Below are 20,688 nucleotides of genomic sequence, written 5' to 3'. Positions count from 1 at the left end.
TGATTTTAGTCTAGTATGAGCTGACTTCGTCAGTTCTATCTACAACCTCAAAACCATGCTTTGAGCAACCTGTGGCTAGTTTCCTAGTTTGCTCTTTGATTTTTATTGAGTATTAGATGTATAGTGCATTGAAGTTAAAATAGTATACTTTGGTTTCTAAGACATTGTTAGAAATTAGATTAAATTCCTTAATCGATTTGCGCATGTTTTATTTTATTTCACTATACTTTAGATTGAAAAATAAGGAATCACATAAATCGCAAGAAATAGGGAATCTGATTCGTGTTTATAACCGTTCAAAAAGAGAGGAAGCTGAAAGTGAGCCACTTAATCTTTATGTCGAAGATGAAAAGGGCAATCTCCTGGCAGGTTTGATAGTAGAGACTTTTAGAAATTGGCTAGAAATCGAGTATTTATTTGTAAAAGAGGAACTGAGAGGGCAAGGAATCGGTTCAAAACTATTGCAGCAAGCAGAAACTGAAGCTAAGAATCGAAACTGTCGTTTTGCCTTTGTCAATACCTACCAGTTTCAAGCTCTTGATTTTTATAAAAGGTATGGCTACAAGGAAGTCTTTAGGTTACAAGACTATCCCTACATTGGGCAAAGATATTATTAGCAAAAGAATCTGTAAGGTGAGTATGGAGGTATAATACAAAGAGAGGCTCGCACATAAGTATGGAGGTGGACTGATGTATATGAGTAACTATCGATAAATACCAGTTATAACCTAGAAATTGTGTCTTTCTGGGCAATATTGGGTACAATGCAATGGCAGCTGAGAAATTGGGAATCAAGGCTTATCGGGTTAAGAAAAGAAGTGATGTGGTTGATATTTTAAAACAATTTATTTAAACTAAAAACTCTCTATCTTTTTAAATTGACATTAATCCGAGATTCCCCTCTCGAGTTTTTCAGAATAGAGTGAAATCCGAAAGAAAATGGAAATAATTTTTATTAAACGCTTCCAATAGCGGTTAAAAGTTGACAAATTTAAATTTTAGGACTACACTAAGTAAGTAAATTTTATTTTAAAGGAGAATTCGTTATGAATTTAACATATTTAGGCTTATGTATTGCCTGTATGGGCGTATCTGTCGGTGAAGGTTTATTGATGAATGGACTGTTTAAATCAGTAGCACGCCAACCAGATATGCTTTCTGAGTTTCGTAGTTTGATGTTTTTAGGTGTTGCCTTTATTGAAGGAACTTTCTTTGTAACTCTTGTCTTCTCATTTATTATCAAATAAATACATGGAACGAGAAGAAAAGGGAGGATTTTAGATGGAAGAAAGTATTAATCCAATCATCTCTATTGGTCCTGTTATCTTCAATCTGACTATGTTAGCCATGACCTTGTTGATTGTGGGAGTTATTTTTGTCTTTATTTATTGGGCAAGCCGCAATATGACCTTGAAACCCAAAGGAAAGCAAAATGTACTTGAGTATGTCTATGACTTTGTTATTGGATTTACAGAACCTAACATTGGTTCGCGCTACATGAAAGATTACTCACTCTTTTTCCTTTGTTTATTTCTTTTCATGGTGATTGCCAATAACCTTGGCTTAATGACAAAGCTTCAAACGATCGATGGGACTAACTGGTGGAGTTCGCCAACCGCTAATTTACAGTATGACTTAACCTTATCTTTTCTTGTCATTTTGTTGACACATATAGAAAGCGTTCGTCGTCGTGGATTTAAAAAAAGTATAAAATCTTTTATGAGTCCTGTTTTTGTCATACCGATGAATATCTTGGAAGAATTTACAAACTTCTTATCTTTGGCTTTGCGGATTTTTGGGAATATCTTTGCAGGAGAGGTCATGACGAGTTTGTTACTTCTTCTTTCCCACCAAGCTATTTATTGGTATCCAGTAGCCTTTGGAGCTAATTTGGCTTGGACTGCATTTTCTGTCTTTATTTCCTGCATCCAAGCTTATGTCTTTACTCTTTTGACATCTGTGTATTTAGGGAATAAGATTAATATTGAAGAGGAATAGAAAGGAGTAACTGATGCACGTAACAGTAGGTGAATTGATTGGTAATTTTATTTTAATCACTGGCTCTTTTATTCTTTTGCTAGTCTTGATTAAAAAATTTGCATGGTCTAATATTACAGGCATTTTCGAAGAAAGAGCTGAAAAAATTGCTACTGATATTGACAGTGCTGAAGAAGCTCGTCAAAAAGCAGAAGTATTGGCTCAAAAACGCGAAGATGAATTGGCTGGTAGCCGTAAAGAAGCCAAGGCAATCATTGAGAATGCGAAAACAACAGCTGAGAAAAGTAAGGCTAGTATTTTAGTAGATGCTAAACTAGAAGCAGGACGCTTAAAAGAAAAAGCAAACCAAGAAATTGCTCAAAACAAAGCTGAAGCTTTACAAAGCGTTAAGGGTGAGGTAGCAGATTTGACCATCAGCCTAGCTGGTAAAATCATCTCACAAAACCTTGACGGTCATGCCCATAAAGAACTCATTGATCAGTATATCGATCAGCTAGGAGAAGCTTAATGGACAAGAAAACAGTAAAGGTAATTGAAAAATACAGCATGCCTTTTGTCCAATTGGTACTTGAAAAAGGAGAAGAAGCCCGTATCTTTTCAGACTTGACTCAAATCAAGCAAATTGCTGAAGAAACAGGTTTACCTTCTTTTTTAAAAAAAGTGACAGTAGATGAGTCTGACAAGAAAAAAACGATTGCTTTTTTCCAAGACTCTGTGTCACCTTTATTACAAAACTTTATCCAGGTTCTGGCCTACAATCACAGAGTAAATCTTTTTTATGATGTGCTTGTAGATTGCTTGGACCGACTTGAAAAAGAAACAAATCGATTTGAAGTGACGATTACTGCTGCTCATCCTCTAACTGATGAACAAAAGAGTCGTTTGCTCCCTTTGATTGAGAAGAAAATGTCTCTGAAAGTAAGGAGTGTAAAAGAACAAATCGATGAAAGTCTCATTGGTGGTTTTGTTATTTTTGCCAATCACAAGACAATTGATGTGAGTATTAAACAACAACTTAAAGTTGTTAAAGAAAATTTGAAATAGAAAGTGGTGTTCTTTTGGCAATTAACGCACAAGAAATCAGCGCTTTAATTAAGCAACAAATTGAAAATTTCAAACCTAATTTTGATGTGACTGAAACAGGTGTTGTAACCTATATCGGGGACGGTATCGCGCGTGCTCACGGCCTTGAAAATGCCATGAGTGGAGAGTTGTTGATCTTTGAAAACGGTTCTTATGGTATGGCTCAAAACTTAGAGTCAACAGACGTTGGTATTATCATCCTAGGTGACTTTACAGATATTCGTGAAGGCGATACAATCCGCCGTACAGGTAAAATCATGGAAGTCCCAGTAGGTGAAAGTCTGATTGGTCGTGTTGTGGATTCGCTTGGTCGTCCAGTTGACGGTCTTGGAGAAATCCACACAGATAAAACTCGTCCAGTAGAAGCGCCAGCTCCTGGTGTCATGCAACGTAAGTCAGTCTCAGAACCATTGCAAACTGGTTTGAAAGCTATTGACGCCCTTGTACCGATTGGTCGTGGTCAACGTGAGTTGATTATCGGTGACCGTCAGACAGGGAAAACAACCATTGCGATTGATACAATCTTGAACCAAAAAGATCAAGATATGATCTGTATCTATGTCGCAATTGGACAAAAAGAATCAACAGTTCGTACGCAAGTAGAAACACTTCGTCAGTACGGTGCCTTGGACTACACAATCGTTGTGACAGCCTCTGCTTCACAACCATCTCCATTGCTCTTCCTAGCTCCTTATGCTGGGGTTGCCATGGCGGAAGAATTTATGTACCAAGGGAAGCATGTTTTGATTGTATACGATGATCTATCAAAACAAGCGGTAGCTTATCGTGAACTGTCACTCTTGCTTCGTCGTCCTCCAGGTCGTGAAGCCTTTCCAGGGGATGTTTTCTACCTTCACAGCCGTTTGCTTGAGCGCTCAGCTAAAGTTTCTGATGAACTTGGTGGTGGATCAATTACAGCCCTACCATTTATCGAGACACAAGCAGGAGATATCTCGGCCTATATCGCAACCAATGTGATTTCTATCACTGATGGACAAATCTTCCTTGGTGATGGTCTCTTCAATGCGGGTATTCGTCCAGCCATCGATGCGGGTTCATCTGTATCACGTGTAGGTGGTTCTGCACAAATCAAAGCCATGAAGAAGGTTGCTGGTACACTTCGTATCGACCTTGCTTCATACCGTGAGTTGGAAGCCTTCACTAAGTTTGGTTCTGACTTGGATGCGGCAACACAGGCTAAGTTGAACCGCGGTCGTCGTACAGTTGAAGTCTTGAAACAACCTGTTCACAAACCATTGCCTGTTGAGAAACAAGTAACCATTCTCTATGCTTTGACACATGGTTTCTTGGATACTGTTCCAGTAGATGATATTGTTCGTTTCGAGGAAGAGTTCCATGCCTTCTTTGATGCTCAACATCCAGAGATTTTGGAAACCATTCGTGATACAAAAGACTTGCCAGAAGAAGCAGTCTTGGATGCTGCGATTACAGAGTTTCTCAACCAAACCAGCTTCCAATAAGAATAGAGGTGTCAGATGGCAGTATCTCTAAATGATATTAAAACAAAAATCGCCTCAACAAAAAATACGAGTCAAATCACTAATGCCATGCAGATGGTATCAGCTGCTAAGCTAGGTCGATCTGAAGAAGCTGCTCGCAACTTTCAAGTTTACGCTCAGAAGGTTCGCAAACTTTTGACAGATATTCTTCATGGTAATGGAGCTGGTGGTTCAACTAATCCCATGTTGATTAGCCGTCCTGTGAAGAAGACAGGCTATATCGTCATTACTTCAGACCGTGGTTTGGTTGGAGGTTATAATTCCTCTATTCTGAAAGCCGTTATGGAGTTGAAAGAAGAATACCACCCAGACGGTACAGGTTTTGAAATGATCTGTATTGGTGGAATGGGAGCTGATTTCTTTAAGGCTCGTGGTATTCAACCACTTTATGAACTACGTGGCTTGGCAGACCAACCTAGCTTTGATCAAGTTCGTAAGATTATTTCAAAAACTGTTGAAATGTACCAAAATGAACTTTTTGATGAACTCTATGTCTGCTATAACCATCATGTCAATACGCTAACCAGTCAAATGCGTGTGGAACAAATGCTTCCGATTGTTGACTTGGATCCAAATGAAGCGGATGAAGAGTATAGCTTGACTTTTGAATTGGAAACCAGCCGAGAAGAAATTTTGGAGCAGTTATTGCCTCAGTTTGCAGAAAGTATGATTTACGGTGCCATTATCGATGCCAAGACAGCTGAGAATGCTGCTGGTATGACAGCCATGCAAACAGCGACTGATAATGCTAAGAAAGTCATCAATGATTTGACAATTCAGTATAACCGTGCCAGACAGGCGGCGATTACACAAGAAATTACAGAAATCGTAGCAGGTGCTAGTGCCTTAGAATAGGCTCTAGTCCAGCTCGTATGAAAATGAACTTAGGATCTAGTTGAGCTAGGAACCGACAGTATCTTATATAGAATAGGAGAAGGAGATGAGTTCAGGTAAAATTGCTCAGGTTATCGGTCCCGTTGTAGACGTCTTGTTTGCAGCAGGGGAAAAACTTCCTGAGATTAACAATGCACTTGTCGTCTACAAAAATGACGAAAGAAAAACAAAAATCGTCCTTGAAGTAGCCTTGGAGTTGGGAGATGGTATGGTCCGTACTATCGCCATGGAATCAACAGATGGGTTGACTCGTGGAATGGAAGTATTGGACACAGGTCGTCCAATCTCTGTACCAGTAGGTAAAGAAACTTTGGGACGTGTCTTCAACGTTTTGGGAGATACCATTGACTTGGAAGCTCCTTTTACAGAAGACGCAGAGCGTCAGCCAATTCATAAAAAAGCTCCAACTTTTGATGAATTGTCTACCTCTTCTGAAATCCTTGAAACAGGGATTAAGGTTATCGACCTTCTTGCCCCTTACCTTAAAGGTGGTAAGGTTGGACTTTTCGGTGGTGCCGGAGTTGGTAAAACCGTCTTAATCCAAGAATTGATTCACAACATTGCCCAAGAACACGGTGGTATTTCAGTATTTACCGGTGTTGGGGAACGTACTCGTGAAGGGAATGACCTTTACTGGGAAATGAAAGAATCAGGCGTTATCGAGAAAACAGCCATGGTATTTGGTCAGATGAATGAGCCACCAGGAGCACGTATGCGTGTTGCCCTTACTGGTTTGACAATCGCTGAATACTTCCGTGATGTAGAAGGCCAAGACGTGCTTCTCTTTATCGATAATATCTTCCGTTTCACTCAGGCTGGTTCAGAAGTATCTGCCCTTTTGGGTCGTATGCCATCAGCCGTTGGTTACCAACCAACACTTGCTACGGAAATGGGTCAATTGCAAGAACGTATTACATCAACTAAGAAGGGTTCTGTAACCTCTATCCAGGCTATCTATGTGCCAGCGGATGACTATACTGACCCAGCGCCAGCAACAGCCTTTGCTCACTTGGATTCAACAACCAACTTGGAACGTAAGTTGGTACAATTGGGTATCTACCCAGCCGTTGACCCACTTGCTTCAAGTTCACGTGCCTTAGCACCTGAAATCGTTGGAGAAGAGCACTATGCAGTTGCTGCTGAAGTAAAACGCGTTCTTCAACGTTACCATGAATTGCAAGATATCATTGCTATCCTTGGTATGGATGAACTTTCTGATGAAGAAAAGACCTTGGTTGCACGTGCCCGTCGTATCCAGTTCTTCTTGTCACAAAACTTCAACGTTGCGGAACAATTTACTGGTCAGCCTGGTTCATATGTTCCAGTTGCTGAAACTGTACGTGGCTTTAAGGAAATCCTTGATGGTAAATACGACCACTTGCCAGAAGATGCCTTCCGTGGTGTAGGTTCTATCGAAGATGTGATTGTAAAAGCTGAAAAAATAGGATTTTAAGAGGTGATCTATGGCTCAGTTAACTGTCCAGATCGTGACACCAGATGGTCTCGTCTATGATCACCATGCCAGCTATGTATCGGTTCGAACTCTGGATGGTGAGATGGGGATCTTGCCACGACATGAAAATATGATTGCGGTTTTAGCAGTTGATGAAGTAAAGGTAAAACGTATTGATGATGAAGATCACGTGAACTGGATTGCAGTAAACGGCGGTGTTATTGAAATTGCCAATGATATGATCACAATCGTCGCTGACTCTGCAGAACGTGCTCGTGATATCGATATCAGTCGTGCAGAACGTGCCAAACTTCGTGCAGAACGTGCAATTGAAGAAGCACAAGACAAACACTTGATTGACCAAGAACGTCGTGCGAAGATTGCACTGCAACGTGCCATTAACCGTATTAATGTCGGAAATAGACTATAAGAAAAAATGAACTTGAAAATTCCAAGTTCATTTTTTTATGGTGTTTTATACTCAATAAAAATCAAAAAGCAAACATAGGAAGTTAGCCATAGGTTGCTCAAAACATAGTTTTGAGGTTGTGGATAGAACTGACGAAGTCAGCTCAAAACACAGTTTTGAGGTTGTGGATAGAACTGACGAAGTCAGCTCAAAACACAGTTTTGAGGTTGTGGATAGAACTGACGAAGTCAGCTCAAAACACAGTTTTGAGGTTGTGGATAGAACTGACGAAGTCAGTAACCATACCTACGGTAAGGCGACGCTGACGTGGTTTGAAGAGATTTTTGAAGAGTATTAAGGAGCAAAACGGATGCAGACTGCTTCGGGAACATGGAAGTCGTTGGAGAGTTCTGCTAGACGACCATTGTCACAATTACGTTTAAAGACAGTTGCATTGTCAGAGTCTTGGTGGACAGCAATGAGAAATTTTTGGTCAGGTGTCAAATCAAAATCACGTGGAGTCTGACCATGTGTTGGAACGATTTCTAATAACTCTAAGCTACCGTCCGCAAGGATGGTATATACTGCGATAGAATCATGACCACGGTTAGAAGCGTAGAGGTATTTACCGTCTGTAGAGAGACGAATAGCAGCGGTTCCATTAAAGCCTTCATAACCGTCTGGTAGAGTTGAAATCACTTGCATACGTTCAAATTCGCCAACGCCATCGTAGATTAGAACCTCGATAGTGCTATTGAGTTCACAAATCAGATAAGCGATTTTATAGTGGTTATGGAAAACGATATGACGTGAGCCCGCTCCTGGCTGGCTATTGTAGGTATAGAGTTTAGATAATTTCCCTTCTTGATCAAGGTCATAAGTGATAACTTGGTCAGTACCCAAGTCGCAGGTCACTAGATAGTGGTCAGGTGTTAAATCTGTATAGTGAACATGGGGGGAAGCTTGATTTTCATGTGGACCTTGGCCACTGTGTTGATCCATATCACTAAGTAGAAGACTCCCATCCTTCTGACGTTTATAAACAAGGACCTGTCCCTTGTGGTAGTTGGCTGCATAGACCAAATTACGCTTTTCATCAACGGCAACATAACAGTGGGGAGCTCCTTTTTCAACGACGTGATTTAATAAAGCCCCGTCAGTTTGATAGGCTGCAATCCCTCCCTTATCGTCTTGACTACCAACAGTGTATAGGTGTTGGTGCTGGTCAAAGGCAAGGTAGGTTGGACTTGGCTCAGCTGTAAAAAGTTCTAGATTTGAAAGCTGACCAGTTTCTGTATCAAAGTCAGCCTTGTAAATCCCTTGGGAAGTACGACGTGTATAAGTTCCAAAATAAACAGTTTCTTTCATAACGTTACCTCTATATAAAGATAAGACTATTATATCACAAAAACAAGCCAATTAAAGACATCCAATTAGATGTAAGCACTTTAAAAAAGAGTTATTTTGATTTAAAAATGGTATAATGAGAGAACGATAGAAAGGAAGTATTTATGGAGCAAAAAGAGAAACATTTTAGCCTATCTTGGTTTTTTAAGTGGTTTTTAGATAACAAGGCCATTACGGTATTTTTAGTAACCTTATTATTGGGACTCAATCTTTTTATTTTAAGTAAGATTAGTTTTCTATTTTCACCTGTTTTAGACTTTTTAGCAGTTGTGATGTTGCCAGTCATTTTGTCTGGTTTGTTATATTATTTGTTGAATCCTATTGTTGATTGGATGGAGAAGCATAAGGTTAATCGTGTTATAGCTATCACTATTGTCTTTGTTATCATCGCTCTCTTTATCATTTGGGGCTTGGCAGTCGCCATTCCAAATCTGCAACGTCAGGTTTTGACCTTTGCAAGAAACGTTCCTGTTTACTTAGAAGATATAGATAGGATTGTTAATGGATTGGTAGCCCAGCACCTGCCAGATGATTTCAGACCTCAATTAGAGCAAGTTTTGACCAATTTTTCTAGCCAGGCTACAGTTTGGGCGAGCAAGGTTTCATCTCGGGCAGTCAACTGGGTGAGTGCCTTTATTAGTGGGGCTTCTCAAGTGATTGTTGCCTTGATTATCGTTCCGTTCATGCTCTTTTATCTCTTGCGTGATGGGAAAGGCTTGCGTAACTATTTGACCCAATTTATGCCAAGAAAATTGAAGGAACCTGTTGGACAAGTTTTATCAGATGTGAATCAACAGTTGTCCAACTATGTTCGAGGGCAAGTAACAGTGGCTATTATTGTAGCAGTAATGTTTATTATCTTCTTTAAGATTATCGGTCTACGTTATGCGGTTACGCTTGGTGTTACTGCTGGTATTTTAAATCTGGTTCCTTATCTTGGTAGCTTCCTAGCCATGCTTCCTGCCCTAGTTTTGGGCTTGATTGCTGGGCCAGTCATGCTTTTGAAAGTAGTGATTGTCTTTATCGTAGAACAAACTATTGAAGGCCGTTTTGTCTCTCCATTGATTTTGGGAAGTCAATTAAACATCCATCCCATTAATGTTCTCTTTGTTTTGTTAACTTCAGGATCTATGTTTGGTATCTGGGGAGTTTTACTTGGTATTCCAGTTTATGCCTCTGCTAAGGTTGTCATTTCAGCCATTTTCGAATGGTATAAGGCAGTCAGTGGTCTATATGAATTAGAGGGCGAGGAAGTCAAAAGTGAACAATAGTCAACAGATGTTACAGGCTTTGGAGGAGCAAGATTTAGCCAAGGCTGAGCACTATTTCGTCAAAGCTTTAGAAAATGATCCAAGTGACCTTCTGTATGAGTTGGCAACTTATCTTGAAGGAATTGGTTTTTATCCTCAGGCAAAGGAGATTTACCTGAAAATTGTAGAGGATTTCCCAGAGCTTCATCTTAATCTAGCTGCAATTGCTAGTGAGGATGGTCAAATCGAAGAAGCCTTTGCTTATCTTGAGGAAATCCAAGCTGACAGTGACTGGTATGTTTCGGCTTTGGCTTTGAAGGCAGATCTTTACCAGATGGAAGGTTTGACAGATGTGGCGCGTGAGAAATTGCTGGAGGCTTTGACCTACTCAGAGGATCCTCTCTTGATATTGGGTTTGGCAGAGTTGGATAGTGAGTTGGAAAATTACCAAGAGGCCATTCAAGGCTATGCCCAGTTAGATAATCGTACTATTTATGAGCAAACGGGCATTTCCACCTATCAACGAATTGGTTTTGCCTATGCCCAGTTAGGGAAATTTGAAACGGCTACTGAGTTTTTAGAAAAAGCCCTGGAGTTAGAATACGATGACCTAACAGCTTTTGAGTTGGCCAGCCTTTACTTTGATCAAGAAGAATACCAAAAAGCCACCCTTTACTTTAAGCAGCTTGATACCATTTCTCCTGACTTTGAAGGCTATGAATATGGTTATAGCCAGGCCTTACATAAGGAACATCAAGTTCAAGAAGCCCTGCGTATCGCTAAGCAAGGCTTAGAGAAAAATCCCTTTGAAACTCGCCTCTTGCTAGCTGCTTCGCAATTCTCTTATGAATTGCATGATGCAAGTGGGGCAGAAAATTATCTCCTAACAGCTAAAGAAGACGCTGAGGATACAGAAGAAATCTTGCTTCGTTTAGCCACTATTTATCTGGAGCAGGAGCGTTATGAGGATATTCTAGACTTGCAGAGCGATGAGCCAGAAAATCTCTTGACCAAGTGGATGATTGCTCGTTCCTATCAAGAAATGGACGATTTGGATACTGCCTATGAGCATTACCAAGAGTTGGCAGGAGATTTAAAGGACAATCCAGAGTTTTTGGAACACTATATCTATGTCTTGCGTGAATTGGGCTACTTTGAGGAAGCAAAAGTCAATGCACAAGCTTACTTAAAACTGGTTCCAGATGATGTGCAAATGCAAGAACTGTTTGAGAGATTGTAAGAATGTTTAAACATATAGAACTGTAGTTTATCTCTTTTGATAGCTACGGTTTTTATTTGTATATGATAGAATTTTTTTGCAAAAATGGTTGGTTATTTTGTTTATTCATGCTATAATAGGAACAATTACTTTTAGGAGGTGCAGTATGTCTTATTTATTTGAGATATTACCGAGTTTACTGAATGGTGCGAGCACGACTGTACAGGTCTTTGCACTGGTCTTGCTATTTTCGATTCCTTTGGGCGTTTTGATTGCCTTTGCCTTGCAAGTCCATTGGAAGCCCCTCCATTATCTGATTAACATTTACATCTGGGTTATGCGTGGCACCCCCTTGCTCTTGCAATTGATTTTTATTTATTATGTGCTCCCAAGTATTGGGATTCGTTTAGACCGCCTTCCTGCAGCTATTATTGCCTTTGTTTTGAATTATGCGGCTTACTTTGCAGAAATTTTCCGTGGGGGAATTGACACTATTCCAAGAGGACAGTATGAGGCAGCCAAGGTCTTGAAGTTTAGCCCTTTTGACACAGTGCGCTATATTATCTTGCCCCAAGTGACCAAGATTGTTCTTCCTAGTGTCTTTAACGAAGTTATGAGTTTGGTCAAGGATACCTCTCTGGTCTATGCTCTAGGAATTTCTGATCTTATCTTGGCTAGTCGAACAGCTGCCAACCGTGATGCTAGTCTGGTTCCTATGTTCTTGGCAGGAGCCATTTACTTGATTTTGATTGGGATTGTGACAATTATTTCCAAAAAAGTTGAGAAGAAGTATAGTTATTATAGATAGGAGGCTGCCATGTTAGAATTACGAAATATCAATAAAGTCTTTGGAGATAAACAAATCCTGTCTAATTTCAGTCTAAGTATTCCTGAAAAGCAAATCCTGGCTATCGTTGGACCTTCTGGTGGAGGTAAGACAACTCTTTTACGTATGCTTGCAGGTCTTGAAACTATTGATTCAGGGCAAATCTTTTATAATGGAGATTCCTTAGAGCTGGATGAATTACAGAAGCGCAATCTACTGGGATTTGTCTTCCAAGATTTTCAACTGTTCCCTCATTTATCAGTTCTGGACAATTTGACCTTATCGCCTGTGAAGACCATGGGAATGAAGCAGGAGGAGGCTGAGAAGAAGGCGAGTGGACTCTTGGAACAGTTAGGATTAGGAGGACACGCAGATGCCTATCCTTTCTCGCTATCTGGTGGGCAAAAGCAGCGGGTGGCTTTGGCGCGTGCTATGATGATTGACCCAGAAATCATTGGCTACGATGAACCAACTTCTGCCCTGGATCCAGAATTACGCTTGGAAGTGGAAAAACTGATCTTGCAAAATAGGGAACTTGGCATGACCCAGATTGTGGTAACCCATGATTTGCAGTTTGCTGAAAATATCGCAGATGTATTATTGAAAGTAGAACCTAAATAGGAGGAAAAATGGATGAAAAAATGGATGCTTGTATTAGTCAGTCTGATGACTGCTTTGTTCTTAGTAGCTTGTGGGAAAAATACTAGCGAAACTAGTGGAGATAATTGGTCTAAGTACGAGTCTAACAAGTCTATTACTATTGGATTTGATAGCACTTTTGTTCCAATGGGATTTGCTCAGAAAGATGGTTCTTATGCAGGATTTGATATTGATTTAGCTACAGCTGTTTTTGAAAAATACGGAATCACAGTAAACTGGCAACCGATTGATTGGGATTTGAAAGAAGCTGAATTGACAAAAGGAACGATTGATCTGATTTGGAATGGCTATTCCGCTACCGACGAACGCCGTGAAAAGGTAGCATTCAGTAACTCATATATGAAGAATGAGCAGGTATTGGTGACCAAGAAATCATCTGGTATCACGACTGCAAAGGATATGGATGGAAAGACATTAGGAGCTCAAGCTGGTTCATCTGGTTATGCGGACTTTGAAGCAAACCCAGCGATTTTAAAGGATATTGTCGCTAATAAGGAAGCGAATCAATACCAAACCTTTAATGAAGCCTTGATTGATTTGAAAAATGATCGAATTGATGGTCTATTGATTGACCGTGTCTATGCAAATTATTATTTAGAAGCAGAAGGTGTTTTAAACGATTATAATGTCTTTACAGTTGGACTAGAAACAGAAGCTTTTGCGGTTGGAGCCCGTAAGGAAGATACAACTCTGGTTAAGAAGATAAATGAAGCTTTTTCTAGTCTTTACAAGGACGGCAAGTTCCAAGAAATCAGCCAAAAATGGTTTGGAGAAGATGTAGCAACCAAAGAAGTAAAAGAAGGACAGTAAGATAAAATAGTGGCTGAGACTGCGTTTTGATTAGCAAAACGCAGTTTTTTGTAATCTAGGAAAACGATAATAGCGATTGAATCTGGATAATTGAATATGGAATAGCCCACTGTGATTTCTAAACCATTGTTAAAAATTGATTTGACTTCCAAAATTAAAATGTTCTGTAATGAAATGCTGATGTAACTGTTTTAGGAACAATAAAACGCATAATATCAAGGTTTTCTGGCACCTTATATTATGCGTTTTTGTGATTTTAAGACTTGTTAGCTGATTTTTTACAATCCTGCGAAATCTTTGATTTCTTGTGCTGACATTGAAGAGTCGCAACGGACATTGATTTGTCCATCCGCAACGTGAACAAATCCTGGTACAGTTGGGATTCCATAGCGTGAGCGGAATGCTTGCAACTCATTGAGTTGGCTTGCTTCTTCACTGTTGATGAAGTAGATGTGGGCTTTGGTTTCAGCTACGACACCTGACAATGTACCTGCAAATTTACGGCAGTAAGGGCAAGTTTTGCGACCGATAAAGAAGGTTGCAGTTTCTTTTTTATCAAGAGCTTCTTGCGCACGCGCAACTGTAGTGACTTCAAGGTCTTTGATGTTATCTAAAAATTGTTCCATGAGATTACCTCGCTTTCATTGATAAGTCTAGTATGCCATAAAGTTTCTAAAATTGCTTAGATTTGATACGAAAAAAAGATGAGATTGGTTTGTCTCATCTTTTATAGGACTTTATTTTACAAAAGCATTGATTTCTGCTTCGATGTTAGCAATTTTAGCTTGTGATTCTTCGTTTGTTTCCCCTACAACTGCAATGTAGAACTTGATTTTTGGTTCTGTACCTGAAGGGCGAACAGCAATCCATGAACCGTCAGCAAGTGTATATTTCAACACATCACTTGGAGGAGTTGTCAAGTTTGTAACAGTACCGTCAGCTGCAGTAGCAGTTTGAGCTTTAAAGTCTTCTACGACAGTGATAGCCGTTGCGTTCCATTCTTTTGGAGCATTGTTACGGAATTTAGCCATAATCGCTTTGATTTGTTCAGCACCATCGACACCTGAAAGGGTAACAGAGATTGTCTTTTCTGCATAATAGCCGTACTCTTTATAGATTTCTTCGATACCGTCAGCAAGGGTCAAACCACGTGAACGGTAGTAGGCAGCAAGTTCAGCAACGACAAGAACGGCTTGGATAGCGTCTTTATCACGTACGAATGGTTTAATCAAGTAACCGAAGCTTTCTTCAAATCCCATCATGTATGTGTGATTGTGTTTTTCTTCGAATTCTTGGATTTTTTCAGCGATGAATTTGAAACCAGTCAGAACGTTGAACATGGTTGCGCCGTAGCTTTCAGCAATCTTCGTTACCAAGTCAGTTGATACGATCGATTTGCAAAGGGCTGCATTTTCAGGAAGAGTTCCAGCGTTTTTGTGGGCTTCCAAGATGTATTTTGCCATGATAGCACCGATTTGGTTACCTGAAAGGTTGAGGTAGCTACCATCTTTTTGAAGAACTTCAACACCAACACGGTCAGCATCAGGGTCAGTTGCCACAAGAACATCTGCACCAACTTGACGACCAAGTTCTTCAGCAAGTGCAAAGGCTGCTTGGCTTTCTGGGTTTGGAGATTTTACAGTTGAGAAGTCTGGGTCAGCAGTTGCTTGCGCTTCAACGACTTGAACAGAGTCAAATCCTGCTTGGGCAAGAGCACGACGAGCCAACATTTCACCAGTACCATGAAGTGGTGTGTAGACAATCTTCATGTCTTTACCAAATTCTTCAATCAAGGCTGGGTTGATGTTAACGTCCTTCACTTCTTTGAGGTATTCCACATCGACAGCTTCGCCGATAACTTCAATCAAGCCAGAAGCTTTTTCAGATTCCACATCAGCAACTTCTACCGCAAATGGGTTTTCGATTGCACGGATATAAGTAGTCAAAGCGTCTGCGTCGTGTGGAGGCATTTGTCCACCGTCTTCACCGTAAACCTTGTAACCGTTAAATGGTGCAGGGTTGTGACTGGCTGTGACCATGATACCCGCGAAACAGTTGAGGTGACGAACTGCAAATGAGAGTTCTGGAGTTGGACGAAGGCTTTCAAATACATAAGATTTGATACCGTGTTTAGCAAGAACTGCCGCAGATTCAAAGGCAAACTCAGGTGAGAAGTGACGGCTATCGTAGGCGATTGCTACACCGCGTTCTTTCTCGTTTCCACCTTTTGACTCAATCAAACGAGCCAATCCTTCAGTAGCTTGACGAACAACGTAGATGTTGATGCGGTTTGTACCAGCACCAATCAAGCCACGCATACCTGCAGTACCAAATTCAAGATTTGTATAGAAGGCATCTTCCTTTGTTTTTTCGTCCATATTTTCCAAATCTTGACGAAGATAGTCAGGAAGCTCCGCAAAATCAACCCATTTCTGGTAATTTTCTTGGTAAGACATTAAAATTCTCCTTTTTGTAAATTGTTTTAACCGTTCACATTATAGCACTTTTTAGCATTTTAGTAAAACGGTAGCATAAGTTTTTAGTCAATGAGCGAAGAAGACTGTACTATTCATAATTTTGATTTAAGTGTGTTAATTACAAACCGAAATGACAAGTCAAGTTTATCCTATTTGTAGTCTCTAAAAAATTGAAATTAAACCTTATTCGTTGTATAATTTAAAATGAGGATTATTATATAAGATCTGTTATAATATATATCTTTTGATATATATATATGGAGGTAGTCATGAATAGTCCAGAAAAACAATTAAAATACAGTATTCGAAAAGTGAGTGTCGGTGCAGCTAGTGTTGTCATTGGGGCGCTCTATCTTTTGATGGGAGCTGGGATTGCTCATGCTGAGGGCGTGGAGTCAGCGAGGGAAGCTGAGAGGACAGCAAACCCGACAGATCCAGGACAGTCTGGAATTGGAGAGCCAGAAAACAAGACTGACCTCAGTCATACTGATGCAGCAGCAAACACCTATAATGCTCCCGTAGCTGACAATCCGCTAGTAACTCCAGAAAGTACGAAACCTCGTACTCGTAGTAAAAGAGAATTAGCTGATGGGGAGTCAAGTGATTCATCGAATGGAGCTACAGGAACTGAATCAGAGCCGACTTCTGGAAATGAGGGAGGTTCAGACACAGCAGATACTGATTCAGATTTACTGGATGCCAATCGTAAGGGTGACACAGTAAAAGAACACCAGCCCGGGGTCATTGTGCCTAAAGATGGAGAGACAGGTGGGGATGATAAGAATGCCCATCTGAAATTTGATACTCCTAAGGAAAATCTGACTCTCGAACAATTATGGGATATTGTAAAAAATATGCCAGACGACTTCCAAAATAATGAACGTTCTTACTTGCGTAGTATGAACACCCTTGGGGATGCTCTTAGATTTAAAAACGGCAAAGTCAGTGAAGATGGTACAGGAGATAAATTACAAGATGGTGAAATAAGAGAACTTGATTCTTTCGGTGGATGGACAGCGATTGCAGGTAAAGATGGCAGACCAGGTAAATTCGTTATTGGTAAGAAAAATGCAGATGGTTACTTTACAGGTTGGTATAAGAAAGAAGATGGTACGATTGAACAAGGTGGTATGCTTGGGGCAGATGCCTTAGATAACATCTTTGTGCACGAACAAGCATTAGACCGTCGTTTTAAATACATGCTTATGCTTGTTAAAGGACGTACACGAGCTAATCGTGACGAGACGGTTTCAGATAATTCGAAGTATGATCCACGTGCTCAAAATGAACGTGCTAATAAGAACTCCACCGAATTTAAGAATCTCCCATTTTTAGAAAAAGATAAGTATAATAAATATTCTCCAGGTGTAGTTGGATATAATGGGATAGAGAAGCAGTTTACTGCCTTTTCTCCTGGCTTCGGAAGCCGTGTTCGTGTGGAATTTGTGACAGGATATATCTCAGATATTAATGGTTCTAAAGGAACCTATCGAGTAGTCATTAAAACTAAGGATACTGCTGGCCAAGAGAAGACGGTATACGATGAAACCATTCACCGTGTAGCCGAAATCGTTCAAAATGAAAACTTGTACAAAAAAGGTTTAAATGTAGAACTGGCGAATTTCCAAATTTCCAAATTTTTTAAAGATGAGTTTAAATCTCGTGTTAATAAAATTCGTAATGAGAAAATAAAATTTACTCCATTACACCGTAAACCCAGAAGATATTATACAGAAGAAGATACCAAACTGTACAATCAATTGGAAGCAGAAGCTAGGGAAGAAGTTAAAAAACAAGGCGATATTGTATTAAATGTTACGGAAGACTTCTTAAGTATAGAAAAATCAAAAGAAAGAGATTCAGAGTGGGGAAAAACATTCACAAGCACATCTCAGTCAACTTCAAAGCTATCAAACGAATTAAATAATTTATTGAAAGTTGCTGATAAAGATACTCCTAATACCCCAACTTGGCTAAACTCAAGCACTCCTCCAGCTAAAGCTGATGACAGAGTATATAAACTACTGAGGACTCTTATACCAGGTGCTAAGAAAATTACCTATCATGTTAAGGATGATCAGCTAGAAGTAGAAACAGAAAAATACACCTATCTCGCCGCTAGAAATGGTAGTAAGGAAGCAGGTATTCAAGGGTCAGATATAGAAGCAACTGCAAGTGCAGATACATATGGTGTTGATTCCCAAACCTTTGAGAGAGACAATACAAATACAAAAGCAAATAACCTTAATAAAGGTTGGGCTAGATCTGATTCTGAAGACTTCAAACATTTCTCACACTTTGTAGGGGTAGACAAAGGAATTGTGCGAACGAATGTACTGACTGATAAACAACTATCTGATAAGATTAAGGACGCAGTGGGTCCTGGAGATAGCAATCTAGGAAAAGGTGGCTACTTCTCTACTGGGGATGTTTTATTAGCAAAAGATGTTGTTTCTTATACCGTACAAGTATTTTCAGAGAATAATGACAGAGTAGGGGTAAATCCTCAAAGTCACCGTGTTCAGTATAATCTTCCAATTCTCGCTGACTTTTCAGTCATCCAAGATACTGTGGAACCATCACGAACCGTTGTTGAAAAAATCATTCCAAAACTAAATATTCCCGAAGAAGAGAAAAAGAAAATAACCGAAGAAATCAAGAAAAAGAAGAAAACCTCAGAATTGGCAGAACTAATCTCAGGAAATGTGAAAGTTCGCTATGTTGATGAACAAGGGCATTTGCTATCATTGAAAAATGATACTGGAATTGGAGAAAAAGAAAGTGACGGAACCTACATTACCAATAAAAAACAACTGATTGGTACTAGCTATAATGTCACAGATAAAAAACTCAGCACTATCTCAACGACTAATGGGAAACATTATAGAGTCAAAAGAGATTTGGGGGAAAATTCTGCCCCTACTGAAGGAAATATCGTAAGCGGGGTAAGAACGGTAACTTATGTATATGAGGAACGTGAAGCGCCTACTACTGCTACAGTAACAGCCAATTACTATAAAGAAGGTACCCAAGAGAAGTTGGCAGAGTCTGTTGTACAAGCTGATTTAGCGATAGGTTCTGAGTATACTACAGAAGCAAAAGTTATTGAAGGAAAAACAACAACTGAGGACAAAGAAGACCGAGTTATCACAAGGAAAACAACATACACCTTGGTAGCAACTCCTGAAAATGCCACAGGAACTGTACCAGAAGACGGTGCAACCGTTAACTACTACTACCGTGAGAATGTTGAGGAAACAGTGGTTCCTAAAACAGCCACCACTACTGAGACGAAGACTATAACGCGTACCATTCATTACGTTGATAAAGTTACGAACCAAACTGTCAAAGAAGATGTTGTTCAACCTGTAACCTTAAGTCGTACAAAAACTGAGAACAAGGTAACAGGAGTTGTAACCTACGGTGAATGGACAACAGGAAACTGGGACGAAAAAGTTTCACCATCAGTAGAAAACTATGGTCCAGCCGAAACAGCTACGGTTTCTTCTGCGACCGTCACATCAGTAAGCAAAGATGAGACAGTCGTTGTGAAATATCCGCAAGCTACAGAAGATGTTAAAGAAACTAAAACTGTTACCCGTACCATCAAGTATGTCGATAAAGCCAACGAAACAACCGAAGTAGCTAGCCCAGTTACGCAAACAGTTGAATTAACAAGAACTAACAAGCGTAATAAAGTGACGAAAGTCGTGACAGAAGGAACTTGGTCAACAGGCAACTGGGACGCAAACCGTCACCTTAACGCGAACCAACAAGCGTAACAAAGTGACAGGTAAAGTAACAGAAGGAGACTGGTCAACAGGTACATGGGGTTCTCAAGATTCTCCAACTGTAACCAACTATGACGCCCCAGATAAGGCAACTGTAGCGGAAGCAACTGTAACATCAACAACTACAGATACAACCGAAGTAGTGAAATATCCGCAAGCTACAGAAGATATTAAAGAAAGCGAAACTGTTACCCGTACCATCAAGTATGTAGATGCGACTGATGAAACAACAGAAGTAGCTAGCCCAGTTACGCAAACAGTTGAATTAACAAGAACCAACAAGCGTAATAAAGTGACGAAAGTCGTGACAGAAGGTGAATGGACAACAGGCAACTGGGACGAAGTCGTATCGCCAGAAATTGAAAATTATGGTAAACCAGATTTACCAAAAGTATCGAATGCAGAAGTAACAGCAGATTCAAAAGGTACGACTATTTTGGTAAGGTATGACCGTTTATCAAGACCAGAAAAACCAATTCCAGAAATTCCAAGTCCTCAGGAACCAGGTGCTCCAGGTGAACCGACTCCAGACAAACCAAACCCACAACCAAATCCAGAGCATCCAAGTGTTCCGACACCAAACCCAGAACTACCAAATCAAGAGACTCCAATACCAGAGCTAACTCCAGAACCAGGTACTCCAAAAACTGAAATTCCAGTGAGTCCAGACCCAGAAGTTCCGACTTCTGAGACAAATAAAAGAGAGGAATTGCCAAACACAGGTCCAGAAGCGAATGCTACCTTGGCTAGCGCTGGTATCATGACCTTATTAGCTGGTCTAGGATTAGGATTCTTCAAGAAAAAAGAAGATGAAAAATAATAGATTTTAGAATCTAGGAACAAGGAAAAGCTCACAGATGTGGGCTTTTTCCTGGTTTTGAGAACGAGGTC

General features: G+C 40.0%; 20 protein-coding genes and 3 pseudogenes. 20 read left to right on the top strand and 3 right to left on the bottom strand.

Features of this window, described 5'->3' with window-relative positions; all coding sequences use genetic code 11:
- Nucleotides 1-203 precede the first annotated feature (203 nt).
- The 10 genes from SPPN_RS07305 to SPPN_RS13320 all read left to right on the top strand — a co-directional run bounded on the left by SPPN_RS07305 (nt 204) and on the right by SPPN_RS13320 (nt 7,715).
- Nucleotides 204-617 carry a GNAT family N-acetyltransferase gene (locus SPPN_RS07305; RefSeq protein WP_000499170.1) on the top strand — a complete coding sequence of 138 codons (414 nt, stop codon included), beginning with the start codon at nt 204-206 and terminating at the stop codon, nt 615-617.
- 429 nt (nt 618-1,046) lie between these two features.
- Entirely contained in the window at nt 1,047-1,247 is a 201-nt protein-coding gene (locus SPPN_RS07300; RefSeq protein ID WP_001054890.1) for a F0F1 ATP synthase subunit C, read from the top strand.
- Nucleotides 1,248-1,281: 34 nt separating this feature from the next.
- The gene (gene atpB, locus SPPN_RS07295; protein ID WP_000392851.1) at nt 1,282-1,998 is read left to right on the top strand and encodes a F0F1 ATP synthase subunit A; all 717 of its coding nucleotides are present in this window, start codon (nt 1,282-1,284) and stop codon (nt 1,996-1,998) included.
- A 13-nt stretch (nt 1,999-2,011) separates the two neighbouring features.
- Nucleotides 2,012-2,506: a F0F1 ATP synthase subunit B gene (atpF, locus tag SPPN_RS07290; protein ID WP_000558555.1), complete on the top strand. Its 495-nt coding sequence runs from the start codon at nt 2,012-2,014 to the stop codon at nt 2,504-2,506.
- Nucleotides 2,506-3,042, top strand: a complete 537-nt coding sequence (locus SPPN_RS07285; protein WP_000359025.1) for a F0F1 ATP synthase subunit delta — start codon at nt 2,506-2,508, stop codon at nt 3,040-3,042. Before atpF ends, SPPN_RS07285 begins: the two co-directional genes overlap by 1 nt.
- 14 nt (nt 3,043-3,056) lie before the next feature.
- On the top strand, nt 3,057-4,562 hold the full coding sequence (gene atpA, locus SPPN_RS07280; RefSeq protein WP_000996633.1) for a F0F1 ATP synthase subunit alpha: 1,506 nt from the start codon (nt 3,057-3,059) through the stop codon (nt 4,560-4,562).
- Between the two features lie 15 nt (nt 4,563-4,577).
- Entirely contained in the window at nt 4,578-5,456 is an 879-nt protein-coding gene (locus SPPN_RS07275) for a F0F1 ATP synthase subunit gamma (RefSeq protein ID WP_000301223.1), read from the top strand.
- 85 nt (nt 5,457-5,541) lie between these two features.
- On the top strand, nt 5,542-6,948 hold the full coding sequence (atpD, locus tag SPPN_RS07270) for a F0F1 ATP synthase subunit beta (RefSeq protein ID WP_000094361.1): 1,407 nt from the start codon (nt 5,542-5,544) through the stop codon (nt 6,946-6,948).
- A gap of 10 nt (nt 6,949-6,958) precedes the next feature.
- Nucleotides 6,959-7,378, top strand: a complete 420-nt coding sequence (locus SPPN_RS07265) for a F0F1 ATP synthase subunit epsilon (RefSeq protein ID WP_000068041.1) — start codon at nt 6,959-6,961, stop codon at nt 7,376-7,378.
- Between the two features lie 118 nt (nt 7,379-7,496).
- Entirely contained in the window at nt 7,497-7,715 is a 219-nt protein-coding gene (locus tag SPPN_RS13320; RefSeq protein ID WP_000376209.1) for a hypothetical protein, read from the top strand.
- Here SPPN_RS13320 and SPPN_RS07255 read toward each other — a convergent pair.
- Complete coding sequence (locus SPPN_RS07255) at nt 7,712-8,725, bottom strand: lactonase family protein (RefSeq protein ID WP_000665636.1); 1,014 nt, start codon at nt 8,723-8,725, stop codon at nt 7,712-7,714. The two genes, SPPN_RS13320 and SPPN_RS07255, sit on opposite strands and share 4 nt — an antisense overlap.
- A 143-nt stretch (nt 8,726-8,868) precedes the next feature.
- Here SPPN_RS07255 and SPPN_RS07250 point away from each other — a divergent pair, with 143 nt between their 5' ends.
- From SPPN_RS07250 to SPPN_RS07230, 5 genes are all read left to right on the top strand, one after another.
- Nucleotides 8,869-10,035 (top strand): AI-2E family transporter, encoded by a 1,167-nt coding sequence (locus SPPN_RS07250; protein ID WP_000435457.1) that lies wholly within the window; start codon nt 8,869-8,871, stop codon nt 10,033-10,035.
- Nucleotides 10,025-11,254, top strand: a complete 1,230-nt coding sequence (locus tag SPPN_RS07245) for a tetratricopeptide repeat protein (protein ID WP_001065939.1) — start codon at nt 10,025-10,027, stop codon at nt 11,252-11,254. Before SPPN_RS07250 ends, SPPN_RS07245 begins: the two co-directional genes overlap by 11 nt.
- 145 nt (nt 11,255-11,399) lie before the next feature.
- On the top strand, nt 11,400-12,041 hold the full coding sequence (locus SPPN_RS07240; protein WP_000120831.1) for an amino acid ABC transporter permease: 642 nt from the start codon (nt 11,400-11,402) through the stop codon (nt 12,039-12,041).
- A gap of 9 nt (nt 12,042-12,050) precedes the next feature.
- Nucleotides 12,051-12,680, top strand: coding sequence for an amino acid ABC transporter ATP-binding protein (locus SPPN_RS07235; RefSeq protein WP_000891768.1), 630 nt, complete (start codon nt 12,051-12,053; stop codon nt 12,678-12,680).
- Between the two features lie 12 nt (nt 12,681-12,692).
- Nucleotides 12,693-13,529: an amino acid ABC transporter substrate-binding protein gene (locus SPPN_RS07230; protein ID WP_000759194.1), complete on the top strand. Its 837-nt coding sequence runs from the start codon at nt 12,693-12,695 to the stop codon at nt 13,527-13,529.
- A gap of 278 nt (nt 13,530-13,807) precedes the next feature.
- Here SPPN_RS07230 and SPPN_RS07225 read toward each other — a convergent pair whose 3' ends face one another.
- Together SPPN_RS07225 and SPPN_RS07220 are read right to left on the bottom strand one after the other, a co-directional pair.
- Nucleotides 13,808-14,155, bottom strand: coding sequence for a DUF6568 family protein (locus tag SPPN_RS07225; RefSeq protein WP_000434638.1), 348 nt, complete (start codon nt 14,153-14,155; stop codon nt 13,808-13,810).
- A gap of 111 nt (nt 14,156-14,266) precedes the next feature.
- Nucleotides 14,267-15,985 (bottom strand): phospho-sugar mutase, encoded by a 1,719-nt coding sequence (locus SPPN_RS07220; protein WP_000121691.1) that lies wholly within the window; start codon nt 15,983-15,985, stop codon nt 14,267-14,269.
- 278 nt (nt 15,986-16,263) lie between these two features.
- Here SPPN_RS07220 and SPPN_RS14425 point away from each other — a divergent pair.
- The 5 genes and pseudogenes from SPPN_RS14425 to SPPN_RS07195 form a co-directional block, all read left to right on the top strand.
- Nucleotides 16,264-16,338, top strand: a pseudogene (locus SPPN_RS14425) (YSIRK-type signal peptide-containing protein); the annotation flags it as partial.
- A 1,470-nt stretch (nt 16,339-17,808) separates the two neighbouring features.
- A pseudogene (locus SPPN_RS14470) lies at nt 17,809-18,077 on the top strand (hypothetical protein).
- Between the two features lie 116 nt (nt 18,078-18,193).
- Nucleotides 18,194-19,309 (top strand): annotated as a pseudogene (locus SPPN_RS13975) (MucBP domain-containing protein).
- Complete coding sequence (locus SPPN_RS14420; RefSeq protein WP_158306301.1) at nt 19,267-19,788, top strand: mucin-binding protein; 522 nt, start codon at nt 19,267-19,269, stop codon at nt 19,786-19,788. Before SPPN_RS13975 ends, SPPN_RS14420 begins: the two are co-directional and overlap by 43 nt.
- 4 nt (nt 19,789-19,792) lie before the next feature.
- Nucleotides 19,793-20,617, top strand: coding sequence for a mucin-binding protein (locus SPPN_RS07195; RefSeq protein WP_000147100.1), 825 nt, complete (start codon nt 19,793-19,795; stop codon nt 20,615-20,617).
- Nucleotides 20,618-20,688 lie beyond the last annotated feature (71 nt).

The sequence above is a fragment of the Streptococcus pseudopneumoniae IS7493 genome (assembly GCF_000221985.1).
Lineage (GTDB): Bacteria > Bacillota > Bacilli > Lactobacillales > Streptococcaceae > Streptococcus > Streptococcus pseudopneumoniae.
Note: the sequence above shows the minus strand (reverse complement) of the source record. Positions and strands in the feature narration are given on the sequence as shown.

What these genes read in the sequence shown, in the direction of transcription:
- SPPN_RS07305 (WP_000499170.1), top strand. Translation starts at nt 204, where the DNA reads ATGTTTTATTTTATTTCACTATACTTTAGATTGAAAAATAAGGAATCA.
- SPPN_RS07300 (WP_001054890.1), top strand. Translation starts at nt 1,047, where the DNA reads ATGAATTTAACATATTTAGGCTTATGTATTGCCTGTATGGGCGTATCT.
- atpB (WP_000392851.1), top strand. Translation starts at nt 1,282, where the DNA reads ATGGAAGAAAGTATTAATCCAATCATCTCTATTGGTCCTGTTATCTTC.
- atpF (WP_000558555.1), top strand. Translation starts at nt 2,012, where the DNA reads ATGCACGTAACAGTAGGTGAATTGATTGGTAATTTTATTTTAATCACT.
- SPPN_RS07285 (WP_000359025.1), top strand. Translation starts at nt 2,506, where the DNA reads ATGGACAAGAAAACAGTAAAGGTAATTGAAAAATACAGCATGCCTTTT.
- SPPN_RS07275 (WP_000301223.1), top strand. Translation starts at nt 4,578, where the DNA reads ATGGCAGTATCTCTAAATGATATTAAAACAAAAATCGCCTCAACAAAA.
- atpD (WP_000094361.1), top strand. Translation starts at nt 5,542, where the DNA reads ATGAGTTCAGGTAAAATTGCTCAGGTTATCGGTCCCGTTGTAGACGTC.
- SPPN_RS07265 (WP_000068041.1), top strand. Translation starts at nt 6,959, where the DNA reads ATGGCTCAGTTAACTGTCCAGATCGTGACACCAGATGGTCTCGTCTAT.
- SPPN_RS07255 (WP_000665636.1), bottom strand. Translation starts at nt 8,725, where the DNA reads ATGAAAGAAACTGTTTATTTTGGAACTTATACACGTCGTACTTCCCAA.
- SPPN_RS07250 (WP_000435457.1), top strand. Translation starts at nt 8,869, where the DNA reads ATGGAGCAAAAAGAGAAACATTTTAGCCTATCTTGGTTTTTTAAGTGG.
- SPPN_RS07240 (WP_000120831.1), top strand. Translation starts at nt 11,400, where the DNA reads ATGTCTTATTTATTTGAGATATTACCGAGTTTACTGAATGGTGCGAGC.
- SPPN_RS07235 (WP_000891768.1), top strand. Translation starts at nt 12,051, where the DNA reads ATGTTAGAATTACGAAATATCAATAAAGTCTTTGGAGATAAACAAATC.
- SPPN_RS07230 (WP_000759194.1), top strand. Translation starts at nt 12,693, where the DNA reads ATGAAAAAATGGATGCTTGTATTAGTCAGTCTGATGACTGCTTTGTTC.
- SPPN_RS07225 (WP_000434638.1), bottom strand. Translation starts at nt 14,155, where the DNA reads ATGGAACAATTTTTAGATAACATCAAAGACCTTGAAGTCACTACAGTT.
- SPPN_RS07220 (WP_000121691.1), bottom strand. Translation starts at nt 15,985, where the DNA reads ATGTCTTACCAAGAAAATTACCAGAAATGGGTTGATTTTGCGGAGCTT.